A 13,240-nucleotide genomic window follows, 5' to 3' on the forward strand; every position below is an offset into this window, starting at 1 on the left:
GTCTAACTGGAGCAGATCAATCAACCATTGTGACAAAATTAGAGAGTACGTCTGTTGGGCACAGCTTATTGATCGCTAGTTTGTTCCCACTACTTTATTGCCTGCTATCGTAGCCATCACCTAACAAATTGTTCGACTGTTGGGTCACGTAAACTCTTAGAGGGAACACTAGCGATTTGATGAGTCAGATTCATGATCAATATGGATTATTGGGCACTATGGTTTTACTTCACGATGAAAAAGGAATTTTCGATGTTTAAAATTGAGACAAAGCGACTGATTATTAGGGATATGAATCCTAGCGATGAAAATGCTTTCGTGGCGATGTCTCAAGATGCTAAATATCAGCGTTTCTATGATGAAAGTGACTGTGACCCTATTAAATATATAGAGTTAACCAACTTGTTTATAGCCCAGGCGTCTGAAGAACCAAGGAAATCATATCAACTCGCAGTTGAATATAAGAGCACAGGGCAGTTCATTGGTACTGTTTGTTTGCGTTTAGAAGACAATCAGCAAGCTTCAATGGGGTGTGCGTTTTCAAGATCGCATCAAGGTCATAAGTTAAGCAATGAAGCGGCTCTCGCTTTGGCTGATTTTGGTTTTTCAACATTGGGTGTACACCGCATTTATGCGGAGACAATCAGTAAGAATTTACCTGCCATTAAGCTTTGTAAGTCTTTAGGTATGCGTAAAGAAGCGCACTTTAGAGAGCATCGTTTTTTCAAAGGACGGTGGTGGGATACCGTAGTTCTGGCTGTTCTGCGATCCGAATGGGCCAAGGCATTACCAAGTAGCTAATGTAGATTCGATGTGCTTTATAAACAAGGCTTAGAACATGAACAAGGTTATTCTGCTTTGAGACTTTGGTTAGGTCTTATCAAGGTATTGGCATCCGCATGTTGAGCGATGGTTGGTTATATAATGTATCGATAGGTTCAGCGCTGAAGTTAAGCCTAAGCAATGGAAAGCATGTTTACATTGGTTGTAAGGATACAGACGGTTTAAATACGGCCTTGAAAGCTACTAACGAACAGATAACTCAAAAGTGATTTACGAGGCTTGGCACTTTTCGTTTAAAGTTTGACTAATGTTTAAGGTCATATGGTTTTGGGGCAGTAGCGTTGCTCGGACCATAAACGTGAGGTTGACAGGGAGAGTTATGAATCAACAAGAAGCCTTTATAGGTTTTGCGGTTTATGGGCTTATCAGTAGCTCAATTGGCTTTTTTACGTTTTTTATTATCAAAGGTGCGAAGTACAAACAAACATTGTGGACTTTGCAGTCTGTTGTTTTTGGTATCTTCTCGATTGGTTTTATCTATAGCTCAGGTGGTAATGGGTCAGAATTATTGGTCTGGGTTCCGCTGGTTATCTTGACGTCTATTTACAATATCCACTCATTGAAATTTTGTGTTTCTTGTGGAAAAACTAACGTAAGAAAAAGAGGATTATCATCCATAAAATCATGTAGTGGATGTGGTAATGCTTTATAGTAAAACTACGATATGCCAGACGTTTGTTCATTTTTAGTTTCAGCCTTAAAAGGAAGTTGTATGAATTTAGATAAAGCTAAAAAACGCATCGCAAAGCAGGTTAAAAAAGGCGACAACGGATACCCAAAAATCACGTTAGCGTACTACGGAACGACAAAAGATATCGCAACGGAAGTTTCGGTTCAATTTATGTTGGGTAAGAGCGATGGTGTTCAAGAGGAGCGTTTCTCTTGCGAAACAGAAATTCGAGATAATGAGCTAATCCTGACAACGTTACTCAAGATAATCGAACGCGCTAATGTCAACTCAGTAATTGAAGTTGAAGGCGTGACGGTTCTTTAGTTTGCTTTGAGTCTAAGCGTTTATTTATTAATGTCGGTTTGGAACCTAATTCAGTCAGCGAACTTAGGTTATAACGAAACTGTCTATATACGTGCTTAAAGGAATAGGGCAATGCAAGAAAATGACACTGTATTACGATGTGGAAACTGCAATAAGAAAACGTCACACATCAGGTTAAGCGCGTCCGAAGTGAAGTTAAAACAGCAAGAGAAGAACAGCCTCAAGTCGCGAACTCTAAATATTGTATTCGGTGTGTTGTTGGGTTCACATAAATCAGAATCTAAAATTAGCTACTTCAAGTGCTCGGTTTGTCATACTGAGTACGATGATAGCGAAAGCGCTCCCCATGGTTGGGGCTAGTTGGCCTTGTTACTATGAACTCACTTCTCAACGTTTATCGTGAAGATTTGCAGATTATTGGTATGATGTTTCTATAGTCTTCGAGAGGTTTTATGATGTTGAAAATGACAAATAGTGTACTTGCGGTGTGTTTATTCGGTCTTAGCGTGGGAGCTAACGCTTCGACACTCGAAGAGTGTGCCAAACTCCTTCCTGACGGTCACACTTATAAAGTAGAGATCATTTTAGACGTAGATAAGACTAAGAAGAATCCAACGGTGAAAGGCAGTTTTGGGGTGACGGGTGGAGCCGATGCGCCTGAGACTTTCGATATCGGTGATTTTGTCGAGTGTGCTGGTCCTCTGATCAAAAACATAGATACAGACAGCAACGAAGCGTCTAGTTCCTAGCCACTGAGTATCTTGTTGGTCAACTTATTAGCCAGTTAACGTGTGCTAATTCATCATTCTGCTACTTACCAATCTCCACATAAAGCTTTATACACCGCAATCGTCGTATTGGCGGTTTGAAGCTTGGCGGCCACTTGGCAATTTATCACGCCATCTTTCAATATATATGAAGAGTGACTTAGTAGCTTTGGCGAGGTGGTGAAGTGTTCCAATCGCAGTGTCACCCACCAGTCAAGAGTACCCTTACTTACTCTTACATTTTGTTAGTGCCAGAGAATCCCTAACTCTTCACAACATAAAATGGTTATGGTTGCATAAAAAGTTAAATACAAAGATGACAGCAATGGAAAGGGAACAAGGACCTCTATTTTAATGAGCTTATAATTCAGATGGTTATTATGATTCAATTGTTAGTATGGGTAGTGGAAGGGAATATAGCTTGTTCAAATAAAAAGAAATAATACATAGTTATGTCGTTAACATATCGAGCATAGATTCGAGTTACTCACCTCATAGATGTAATCAATAAATACGGCGTTTATTTAAGGTTATTCATGATGTAATATGCCGCGAACAAAATGTTTGAGGCGACTTATGTATAATTTATCTATGAAAATGAAGATGCTTTTGTCTGCAATTGTACCAGCGATGTTGGTTGCGATTGTGACTCTAGTCATTGTTATTAACTCCCAACTATCGGCTCTTGAATATGAAATTCAAGACTACCAAACGGTCTTAACCGATGAACGTAAGAACAATATTGAAGATGCAGCTACTATCGCTCAATCTGTAGTTGAAGATGTAGTTCGACGTTTTGGTACAGGTCAAGAAGCGCAAGAAGCGGTTAGGTTCGCGTTAAAAGAAGCACGTTTTTCTAATGGCAGCGGATACTTCTTTGTGTTCGACGAAAACGATCACTACATTGTTCACAGTCTAAAGCCTCAACTTGAAGGTAAAGATGGCGGCGGTTTAAAAGACCCGAATGGCATCAAAATCACGGTTCGCCTACATGAACAGGCGACAAGAGGTGGTGGTTTCATTGAATACATTTACGACAAGCCTGGATCGTCTGTCCCTCAACCTAAAATTGCGTACGCTGCTCCTATTTCTGGAACCGGTTGGTTCTTAGGTACGGGTTTGTATATTGATGATATTGCTAAGGCTACAGAGGTTTACCGTAAAGAAGCCAGTGAGCGTATGGAGCAGCAAATTTATACCATTGTCATTACTGCGCTTGCATTAGTAGCCCTAACTTGTCTGATCATGTCTTATGTCGCTTCACGCATGATTGCTCCAATCAAAGACATGCTTAATACCTTTATCGACATTGCAAATGGTGAAGGTGATCTTACCCATCGAATTAATGTGTCGGGTACAGATGAAATTGGACAATTAGGTAAAGCATTTAACCAGTTTGTCGGCAAGCTCCACAATATTATTACTGATGTTTCGAAAGCTACAAATAATGTTACGACGGCCACTGACCAAATAAGTAGCCAAACGGTTCACCTAAGTAATCAACTTCAAGAGCACAACCACGAGACAGAGCAGGTGGTGACAGCGGTTACAGAGATGAGTAGTACAGCAAACGAAGTGGCACAAAGTGCTCATCAAGTGGCTAGTGCAACGAATGAAGCTAACAATGACGCTCATAATGCTCAAAACCTTGTGCAAAAGTCGACGCAATCTATTGGCTCTTTAGAACAGAATGTGGTGACCACAAGTCAACACATGAATTCACTCCACGACCAGTCTAAAAAGATAGATGGTGTATTACAGGTTATTGGCGAGATTGCAGAGCAAACTAACTTACTAGCACTAAACGCAGCGATCGAAGCCGCGCGAGCTGGTGAACAAGGCCGAGGCTTTGCTGTAGTGGCAGATGAAGTGCGTAATCTTGCAAGTCGAACTCAAGGTAGTACGTTAGAGATTAAGACCATGCTTGATGAACTTCATAAGTTGGTTGAGCAAGCGGTATCTTCGATGGGTGAAAGTAGCAACACGTGTCAGGATGTTGTGACTTCATCAAATGATATTTCTGCGGGCTTAAATGATGTTAGTACTGCAGTAGCTTCTATTAATGCAATGACCGACCATATCGCAACTGCGGCAACGGAGCAAAGTTCTGTAACGGAAGAGATCAACCGTAACTTGGTGACTATCCGTGACATTGTAAGTTCACTGCTAATATCAAGTGAAACATCAAGTGCTGCTGTGGATGAACTTAAACAGGCTGGTGGTCAATTAAGCCAACTTGTTGGTCAATTTAAGCTTTAGGTACTAATTTAAGTAATTTAAGCATAAACACCCCAATATAAATTAAGAGTGGCGACCGATTGTTAAACAATTTGGTCGCCACTTTTTATCCAAGAACCTAAAACCAAGAACTAAATATCCTAAAGTAGACTATAAAAATAACATCCTTCAATTACCCGCCAACACATCTCACCTATTGCCCACGTCCATCGACCATGACTATGATTGTTTTAGAAATGATGGCGAGATCAGCAGCAATCCAAGACTTAACAGAACATAGACTTAATGCATAACTGTGGTCAAAACCCACTTTACGACGTACATCATCAATGCAGGTGTCATAACCTTGATTTACTTGTGCTAGCCCAGTAATACCGGGCATTACGCCATATGTACGGTCAGCAAAGAAGGGAATTTCGTTCTCTAGTTTGGTGTAAAAAGTAGGGCGTTCAGGACGTGGGCCAATTAGAGACATTTCACCTTTCAATACATTGATCAGTTGTGGCAGTTCATCAAGACGTGTCTTTCTCAAAAAGCGGCCAACAGGCGTGATTCGTGGGTCATTCGCGGTAGCCCAAACGGCACCAGAGCGAGTTTCTGCATCTTCGTACATACTACGGAACTTCATGATTTCAAAGATTTCCATTTTCTCCGGTGTCGATTTACCAACACGCATTTGACGGTAGAAAATAGGGCCACGAGAAGTGAGTGCAATCGCCATCGCAATCAGTGGAAATACTGGCGCTAGCAAAATCAAAGCAATCAGTGAGCTTACGAAATCGAAAGTACGTTTAGCACGTGAGATTTTGTATTGGTATAGGTTTTGGGTAGATAGCTGTTCAATGTTCATCATAATAAGTCCTTAATGATTCGCTCGTGTCCAAGGTGAGTTTTCTAGTCCGATTAGGTAACGAATGCCACCAATGAAATTGGCATAGTGTCCAACTATCAAATAAGAGATTAATGAAATAGGTTTGTTTACTAGACGCTTTGGCAAAATACAGCCAAGTACGCCCGTGGTATAAACGGCAATTTGAGCCCATAACAGTGCTTCAAATACCAAGTAGTTGCTAAGTAAGATTGAGCACACTAAGCACACAATCATTAAATATGGCGTGAGAAGGCGAAGTCCTTTTCCTGAGAAGAATGCAAACGCGATGCCTTTGAACTTGGGGCTGAACAAGCCAAACAACCGAATCGCTTGTTGCATGTTTCCCGCTGAAATACGAAGTCTTCTTTTAAAGTCGGTTTCCAAATTTGATTCTTCTAGCTCTAAAGCCACCATTTGGGTTTCGTATTCTGCAAGGTAACCTTGTTTAACGATTTGCATCGGTAGAATGAAATCATCATTGATGGTGTTGAGTGGCAGTAGTTCAAATAGGTGTGTTCTGAACAAGTAGAACGCGCCATGAGAACCTAAGCTCGAACCTAATGAAGCCTCTGACTCTTTAACCGCGGTTTGATACTGCCAATAGGTGTTTTCACCTTCGTTACCGGTTGGGCAAAGCTGGTACATTGCGTTTACCACACCAACCTTGTCACTTTCAAAATGAGCAGCTGCAATAAGTAATGCATCCAAAGAAATAAGGGCTGATACATCACTTAGCGCCGTGATGTCGCTGTTTATGCTCGTCACTTCTTTATTGATAACCGCGACTTTACCTCGGTTTAATTGATGGTCATGTATCTCAAAATAAACATCACTGCACATCGCTTCTTGGATTGTCATTTGAGCAATTTCGACCGTGTCATCAGTACAACCATCACAAGCGATAATGACTTGCAGCTTCTTTTTGGGGTAATCGAGTGAAGCAAGGTTACGAATTTTATGTGCGATCCACTGTTCTTCGTTAAACGCAGGAACAAGAATGGTAATAGTGGGTAGTGTGCAATCTTGTTGTTCATCTTTGTAACAACGATGGCTCTCTTCGATTTTACGCGCTGGATGGCTTTTCGCGTACCAACGCAGTAACAGTGGATAGGCGGCGTGGTGGTAGACAATCAGCGCACCAGAAAATAAGCAAAGTCCTGCAAGTAACCAATCGATCATGCGTATGCTCCTTCTGAGATGTCGTTGTAAGACGAAACCATTTTGATGATATCGAAGTTGTCGAGCACGTAACGACGAGGCGAAAAAAAGCGTTCATTTTGTTTTTCTAATAGCGCACTGGCTAATCCCGTAATGCTGCCACTTTTTACTAGGGTGCCGCTTACTGGACATAAGGTCTCATCAACCGCACCGACGTTCATCGCGACAGTTGGAATGTTGCATGCTTGGGCTTCGAGTGTAGAAAGTGGCAGCCCCTCATGACGAGAAGGCAGGCAAAAGGTATCCAACGCGCCGTAAAAGGTGGTCATGTCATCCACTAAGCCAAGAAAGATTACACGGTCACTGAGATTCAAGCGGTTACTGAGTTGTTCCAGTTGATTGCGTTTTGAACCATTACCAGCCAGTGCGACAACCGTGTTTGATGGCAGTAGAGCAAGTGCCTTAATCAGCTGGTCTTGACCTTTCACGTGCTCTAAACGCCCCGCACAACCGATGATGTATTTGTCGTTTGGCAGGTTGTGCTTTGCTCTCGCGTCTGTTTTTGATATCGGTTTGAACTTCTCGCAATCCACACCGTTTTTAATCGTGATGATATTTTTGTACGAAAAGGCGCAACGTAATTGGTTGTAAACACGAGTTGCATCTGCAACCAATGTAGGCTGAGCTGCCTTTAACGCTAATGCTTGTAAGCGACGACGTTTGTTATTGTTCAAATGCCAAGCATCATGCTCAGTATGAATACGAGTAGGAACACCGGTCACGCGAGCCGCATAGCCAGCATAAAGTAGGGGGCCAATATGGTGGGTATGAACCACATCGGGTCTAATCCCATTAAATGCTTTGATAAATTTGATTATGATATTGAGTTGTAAGCCTGGTACTTTATCCAAAAAGACGATTTGATTTTGGTACTGCTTCAATTTTGGCCAGTTGTTGATCGAGTCTTGTTTTGTCCCTTCTAAACTGACAATCAACACTTGGTCTGTTGGTTTAGCAAGGCGCAGCAGATCTAACGTTAGGGTTTCTAGTCCGCCGGGAGCGAGGTGCTGAACAACGTGTATGATCTTTTTGCCATGCTTTGTTAAATGCGTATTCATAATTTGGACCCTGCCTTTCTAATTCTTGTTTCGCCTTTCTGACATTTCACTTGAAGTAACTTATTAAAACGTTTAACTACACAATGAGATTGCAGGAGTTGTGCCAATTAAATAGTTTATATTTTTCAATTATTTACGGGATTTCTTTGCAGGGCGGTTTGTGTTTCTCAAAATGGGAATCAAAACAAAAAACCAATGAATAGCTATTTGGATCGTAGGGCTTGGGTTAATCGAAAATAGCGTTAGAACTTGAGGCTTTAGACAAACAAAACGCCAAGCGAATGTTGGCGTTTAGTGCTAGGAAGCTACAAAACTAAGAAACTAAGAAGCTAAGAAGCTAAGAAACTACGAGGCTAGCAAGTTAAAAATGCCTTTGAGGCTGACTAGCTCATTTTAGGGATCACCGTTATCACAGGGACACCTAAGATAGCTTCGATTTCGTCTTTACGTTTAACTGAAGAGTCAAACAGCTCGAACAACACCGCTAAGCCAATACCCAATCCGATACCTGCAACGAATCCAGCCAGAATAAAGATAAAAGTCGGCATGTTAGATTTGACACTTGGTGTAAAGGGCAAATCGATAATCTTAACTCGTTTATTCTGCTCGAACACGCCAAGCGAACCCGTTAGCTGAGCCATTTCATAACGCTCTGTTAGCTCATCAGATAATTGGCGTTTAATGTCAACTTGTCTTTTGAGGCGGTACATCTCTTTTGCATTCTCACCAAAGTTATTCGCTTTGTGTTCTAATTCGAAAATCATAGTACGAAGGCTTTTGGTCTCTTCAGTTAAAGACTCAAAGCGAGAGCGAACCAGTTGTAAACTGTGTAGCTGAGTGACCAATAGAGGTTGGGTATTAGAAAGCTTGTCCAGTGTGGTACTACTCGCGATGTCCCAAAGCTGGTCGCTGTTCATCGTTGGTTGGGTTACCTCGAGCAAACTCTTTCGTTCATTTTCAAGTCTGTCTAGTTCTCGCACTTTAGCTTGTACGGCACTGTGTTTATTTGTGTATTTGGCTTGTAACAAGGTTAGGTCGCTACGAATGTCGATGATTTGGTCTTCTAATTTGCCTATCACAGGGTTGGTTCGTGAAAGTTGTTGGTCGATTGACCCTAAACTTTTTTCAACACCCGATAATTCCGCCTCTTTTTCCGCCAGTGTCTGTTTTAGTGAAGCCAAGCGATTCAAACTTTGGCTTTGGACCTCTGGCGTCGATTGGACGTTTTCGTTCATGTATGCGGCTAGCGCTTCTTCTGCCTCTTCAAGTTCCGCGCTACGTTTGTCTATATGGATTTTCAAGAAATTACTTGAGTCCTCAATTGACGAACGTTCCGGCGCGAGCAGCTGTTCAATAAAATGTTCACTCACCGCTCGAAGCGTTTGTTCCATTCCATCTGGCGTGTTCGACGTTAAGCTTATCTTTAGAAAGTCTTTTCCAAGTTGAGTAACTGATAAACGCTGAGACAAGTCAGTGATGATCTCTTGTTTATCTACCTCAGGCATATCTGGGCTGGTTAATTGCAGTTCATCAGCGACCGAGTAAAGAACATGTCGACTGTGAAGCAATGTTCTCAATGCGTTAAGTCGATCTTTGAGCATGGTAGAGACGGCGATGTCTTCCAAAAATGGATTCATCTTGGCTGTTTCTTGAATCAACATACTGGTATGCGCGTCATATTTAGTTGGAGCCAACTTGCTCACACCAAGGCCTACAAATGGCAAAATGAGCATTGGCAGAACGATAACGTAGCGTTGGCGCCACATCGCATTGATGATAACTAATAACCGCAATTTCAGATTATTCATAATAGCTCCAACATCCAATGCACGAAGTTACCACGGTTCTGCCAGCTCTCTTGTTCGACGACAGAGATAGGTGAATTGCTCAGCTGGCGTGCATGATCAAGCGCCCAAATCATTTGGTTGGCACTGTCAACCGTGGTTACGTGCTCTTGATATGGAACCAAAGCAGGGAACGGCGTTGTGATAATTGGTGTACCAGCCGCAAGGTATTCCATCAACTTTAATGGACTGCATGCTCGGATCTGTTCGTTATCCACGAAAGGCAACAAGCTCACATCCCAATGTTGAGAATAGCTCGGCAGCGTGTGGTGTGGACGAGGGCCAAGGTAATGTACGTTATCCAACTTAGGTAGCATGAGCGTATCGAGCTCATTCGGACCTATGAAAACAAAGTCCCATTCCGGCATCGCATTCGCAACATGATCAATCATTTCATAATCGAGCCACTTAGAAAGGCTGCCATAAAAACCAGCAATAGGGCGGTGGTTGCTTGGTAAATCTTTTGCTCTTGGTGCGGGTGTTGAAAACAGGTTTACGTCGACACCATGTGGTAGCAAGTGAGCTTTATGCTTTGGAAATTTATCCATCAACTTTTTGCTAGCCGCAAATATAAGCGTAGATTTTTCAATGATCTCTGATTCATGCTGTGCAACGGTGTCATGATCAACACCAGCCAAGGCGCTAAAATCATCGCCGCAGTAATAGACGACAGATGACTCGCCCAAGTGCCCGCACAGATCAACAGCGGTCGGAAGAGAAGTCCATAGGATAGGAGCATTTAGATTAAGTTCAGCAATCATCGGTCTTAGTTGGTGCAACATCATTTGCTGAGCCAACTTTCTAGAAAATTGAGAAGCAGGCGCAGGGATTGTTTTTAAGTTAACGATAGTAATGTTGTCGTGTCCCTCTGAGTCAAGCATGTTTTGAGTCACGGCTTTGGTTTTGCCAAACAATTTGTTGAACGCTCGTGTCACATCTTTAGCGGACAGCTTCGGTTGTCTTAAGCCAATAGAGTTGACCCATAATACTTTGTGTTGCTTAGCAAGGTGGCGAACTAAATGTTGAGTTGATGAAGGTAGGCCGCCAAAGTCTTCACCAAATACGATTAAATCACGCATGGTCACCTCCATGAGTCTCTAATGAATCGAACACATCGGATTCTGTCACTTCAACGGATTTAATCTGACCGACAACTCTAGCTGGGTTGCCGCCTGCGATTGCAAAGGGAGGGATACTCTTTGTTACCACGCTGCCTGCGGCTATTACGGCACCTTCGCCGATGGTTACGCCACCTTTAACCGTCACATTCGTGCCTAGCCACGCATCGGGTTCAAGAATGATGTCACCGATTTGCTGAGGGTCATCACCTTCACCTAGCGCTCGACGTTTTGCATCAAGCGGGTGACCAGAGTATCCAAATAGGAACGCGCCGCCAGCGATACGTACGTTGTCAGAGATAACCACTTTACCTCCAACAGCGATCGTCGACTGCCAACCGATGTCGACATTGTTACCAATCGTCAACAGTGGGTGTTCCAAGCCTTCAAGTGGTTGAGTACATCCAGAGAATGTCGTGTGGCCGGAGATACGGCAGTTGTCGCCAATCGTAATTTGTACCGGACCGCTGACGAAAGGCAGACCACCATACAAGTAGAGGCGTTTACCACACTGAGCCACACGACCTTTGAAAGTTGGTGTCCAGTAGAAGAATCGCGTAAAGCCAGAAACCAAATTCACCACTAGCTTGTGCGCTTGATAGAGGCAACGATTAAGTATTTGAGGGGAAGGTAGCTCTGTGCTTCTGATGTTCTTCAAAATGGAAAACACATTTCTAATTCGAGAATTAGGATGAAACTTAAGCCAATGTTTAAATTGATGCATAGATAATGACGTCATAATGAAACTCCTCTATCTTGTTATATAGAAGTTCTTTCATATACCGTGCCACTAAATAAATGTAATATTTTCAAAACGTTAAAGCTTGGCTTTTAGGTTTTCTCATTTTGACAGGCAGTTTGAGATACGTTTGAGACGCAAACAGTGAGTGCTGCGAGGATATAAATCGGCCAGTTGAAGCCTTGAGTCAAAAATGTACCCGACACGATTGTTCCAATCAGACCTGCATAGATCGCATAGGCGACCGCATTAAGCTCGGGGGCGATTTCTGTGGTCGAGTTTTTTAATCTCGCTAGCGTAGAGCGAGAGGTTTTGATCAAAGAAACGATAAGACAAACAAAAATGATCAGACCAATAAAGCCTGTTTCTGCTAACACACCAAACCAAGTACTGTGAACGGCGTGATTCAGTCCGTCCCAGTGCGAGCTATAAAAGAAGTAGTTCGAGAAGAAGTTGTTCAACCCTACGCCGGTCAGTGGGTTCTCAACTGCCATTTTTACTGCCGCTTCCCAAGCATAGATTCGCCCCATTGCAGATTCATCGATGCCTTGTTCAGCAGCACCCCCAGAAGATCTGTCTGAGATCCCAGCAACCAAGTAGAGCACAGCGGCCGCGACCGTTCCTACCGAGATTAACAGGACTTTAGAGCGCACTAGTTTCCACGCAAAAATACCAATCACCGCAATACAACCCAGCAATCCGCCACGGCTTTGAGTGGCAATAATGGCGGCGAGCAGTAACAGACAAACTAAGGCACTGATTAAACGTTTGGATCGTGAGATTCCAGTCGTGGTGGCTTGGCTTATCGTAAAGGCGAGTGGGAACATCAGTACCAGTGCGAGGTCGTTCGGGTCACCTAACATAGATCCAAAATCGCGGCCAATGGTCACGCGTGAGCCCTCGACAAGCCCAATACCATTTACTGAGTTGTACACGGCAATAGAGCTGACTAAAGCGCCAGCGTAGATAATCGTCATCGCGGTTTTTGCGAGATTTCCCGTGGTGTTTACTAGCCAAGTAATCGCAAGCGTCATCACGATAATTTTCCAATAAACGCCCTTGAATTCTGCCAGTGCTATTGGCCTGTTGGACGCGAAGATAATACCAATGAAAACCAAGACCCAAAATATGGCGAGCCAATTTAAACAAGGGTGCCAGAAGATTTTAAGTTCTTTACTGATTAATGCATGCCATAGAAGAGCCGACAGAGCGCCTAATGAAAGCATCAGCGGTATTTTTAACGAATAGAGTTGAGGTATGGCTTCGTGAATTCGGAAAAATGAAAAGACAACGAACAGTAGAACTAGCCAGAATGTCTTGTTTAACACGAATAACCCAGCTAATGGCACAAGAGCGAGCGCCACAATGACAGCAGGGTGAGGCACAAAGTACCAAACAATACCAAGCCCAACACACAAGGTGCTGATAGTGATGATGACTGGCAATCTGTTGGCTTCAGGGGTGAACATTGTAATCTCTATTGCTGAGTAAACTATTCATGGCAGCTCCCTATCGTTATACATTTGAAAGTCGTATTGACGCCTGATGTT

12 protein-coding genes are annotated in these 13,240 nt (G+C 42.9%); 5 read left to right on the forward strand and 7 right to left on the reverse strand.

The genetic code is table 11. The features are described 5' to 3' along the window. Positions 1–252: 252 nt before the first annotated feature. From AB4407_RS04430 to AB4407_RS04450, 5 genes are all read left to right on the forward strand, one after another. A complete protein-coding gene (locus AB4407_RS04430; protein ID WP_372119045.1) occupies positions 253–801 on the forward strand; it encodes a GNAT family N-acetyltransferase in 549 nt (182 codons plus the stop codon). A gap of 361 nt (positions 802–1,162) precedes the next feature. Continuing rightward, the gene (locus AB4407_RS04435; RefSeq protein ID WP_009846781.1) at positions 1,163–1,495 is read left to right on the forward strand and encodes a hypothetical protein; all 333 of its coding nucleotides are present in this window, start codon (positions 1,163–1,165) and stop codon (positions 1,493–1,495) included. A gap of 60 nt (positions 1,496–1,555) precedes the next feature. Beyond that, positions 1,556–1,837 carry a hypothetical protein gene (locus AB4407_RS04440; RefSeq protein WP_372119047.1) on the forward strand — a complete coding sequence of 94 codons (282 nt, stop codon included), beginning with the start codon at positions 1,556–1,558 and terminating at the stop codon, positions 1,835–1,837. A 452-nt stretch (positions 1,838–2,289) separates the two neighbouring features. Beyond that, positions 2,290–2,586 (forward strand): hypothetical protein, encoded by a 297-nt coding sequence (locus tag AB4407_RS04445; protein ID WP_372119050.1) that lies wholly within the window; start codon positions 2,290–2,292, stop codon positions 2,584–2,586. 594 nt (positions 2,587–3,180) lie between these two features. Beyond that, entirely contained in the window at positions 3,181–4,863 is a 1,683-nt protein-coding gene (locus AB4407_RS04450) for a methyl-accepting chemotaxis protein (protein ID WP_372119053.1), read from the forward strand. Between the two features lie 172 nt (positions 4,864–5,035). Here AB4407_RS04450 and AB4407_RS04455 read toward each other — a convergent pair whose 3' ends face one another. The 7 genes from AB4407_RS04455 to AB4407_RS04485 form a co-directional block, all read right to left on the reverse strand. Beyond that, on the reverse strand, positions 5,036–5,695 hold the full coding sequence (locus tag AB4407_RS04455; protein ID WP_372119055.1) for a sugar transferase: 660 nt from the start codon (positions 5,693–5,695) through the stop codon (positions 5,036–5,038). Between the two features lie 9 nt (positions 5,696–5,704). After that, positions 5,705–6,892, reverse strand: coding sequence for a glycosyltransferase family 2 protein (locus AB4407_RS04460; RefSeq protein WP_372119058.1), 1,188 nt, complete (start codon positions 6,890–6,892; stop codon positions 5,705–5,707). Continuing rightward, positions 6,889–7,989: a glycosyltransferase gene (locus AB4407_RS04465; RefSeq protein ID WP_372119061.1), complete on the reverse strand. Its 1,101-nt coding sequence runs from the start codon at positions 7,987–7,989 to the stop codon at positions 6,889–6,891. The genes AB4407_RS04460 and AB4407_RS04465 overlap by 4 nt, the downstream gene beginning before the upstream one ends. Positions 7,990–8,372: 383 nt before the next feature. Next, positions 8,373–9,797, reverse strand: coding sequence for a GumC family protein (locus AB4407_RS04470; protein ID WP_372119063.1), 1,425 nt, complete (start codon positions 9,795–9,797; stop codon positions 8,373–8,375). Then, positions 9,794–10,912 carry a glycosyltransferase gene (locus AB4407_RS04475; protein WP_372119066.1) on the reverse strand — a complete coding sequence of 373 codons (1,119 nt, stop codon included), beginning with the start codon at positions 10,910–10,912 and terminating at the stop codon, positions 9,794–9,796. The genes AB4407_RS04470 and AB4407_RS04475 overlap by 4 nt, the downstream gene beginning before the upstream one ends. Next, on the reverse strand, positions 10,905–11,690 hold the full coding sequence (locus tag AB4407_RS04480) for a DapH/DapD/GlmU-related protein (RefSeq protein WP_372119068.1): 786 nt from the start codon (positions 11,688–11,690) through the stop codon (positions 10,905–10,907). The genes AB4407_RS04475 and AB4407_RS04480 overlap by 8 nt, the downstream gene beginning before the upstream one ends. Before the next feature lie 92 nt (positions 11,691–11,782). Next, the gene (locus tag AB4407_RS04485; RefSeq protein ID WP_372119070.1) at positions 11,783–13,159 is read right to left on the reverse strand and encodes an O-antigen ligase family protein; all 1,377 of its coding nucleotides are present in this window, start codon (positions 13,157–13,159) and stop codon (positions 11,783–11,785) included. Positions 13,160–13,240: the final 81 nt, after the last annotated feature.

It is taken from the genome of Vibrio sp. 10N.261.46.E11 (genome assembly GCF_041472735.1).
Lineage (GTDB): Bacteria > Pseudomonadota > Gammaproteobacteria > Enterobacterales > Vibrionaceae > Vibrio.

Excerpts from the sequence above, each read along its gene's own strand:
- AB4407_RS04430 (WP_372119045.1), top strand. The coding sequence starts at position 253 with ATGTTTAAAATTGAGACAAAGCGACTGATTATTAGGGATATGAATCCT.
- AB4407_RS04435 (WP_009846781.1), top strand. The coding sequence starts at position 1,163 with ATGAATCAACAAGAAGCCTTTATAGGTTTTGCGGTTTATGGGCTTATC.
- AB4407_RS04440 (WP_372119047.1), top strand. The coding sequence starts at position 1,556 with ATGAATTTAGATAAAGCTAAAAAACGCATCGCAAAGCAGGTTAAAAAA.
- AB4407_RS04445 (WP_372119050.1), top strand. The coding sequence starts at position 2,290 with ATGATGTTGAAAATGACAAATAGTGTACTTGCGGTGTGTTTATTCGGT.
- AB4407_RS04450 (WP_372119053.1), top strand. The coding sequence starts at position 3,181 with ATGTATAATTTATCTATGAAAATGAAGATGCTTTTGTCTGCAATTGTA.
- AB4407_RS04455 (WP_372119055.1), bottom strand. The coding sequence starts at position 5,695 with ATGATGAACATTGAACAGCTATCTACCCAAAACCTATACCAATACAAA.
- AB4407_RS04460 (WP_372119058.1), bottom strand. The coding sequence starts at position 6,892 with ATGATCGATTGGTTACTTGCAGGACTTTGCTTATTTTCTGGTGCGCTG.
- AB4407_RS04465 (WP_372119061.1), bottom strand. The coding sequence starts at position 7,989 with ATGAATACGCATTTAACAAAGCATGGCAAAAAGATCATACACGTTGTT.
- AB4407_RS04470 (WP_372119063.1), bottom strand. The coding sequence starts at position 9,797 with ATGAATAATCTGAAATTGCGGTTATTAGTTATCATCAATGCGATGTGG.
- AB4407_RS04475 (WP_372119066.1), bottom strand. The coding sequence starts at position 10,912 with ATGCGTGATTTAATCGTATTTGGTGAAGACTTTGGCGGCCTACCTTCA.
- AB4407_RS04480 (WP_372119068.1), bottom strand. The coding sequence starts at position 11,690 with ATGACGTCATTATCTATGCATCAATTTAAACATTGGCTTAAGTTTCAT.
- AB4407_RS04485 (WP_372119070.1), bottom strand. The coding sequence starts at position 13,159 with ATGTTCACCCCTGAAGCCAACAGATTGCCAGTCATCATCACTATCAGC.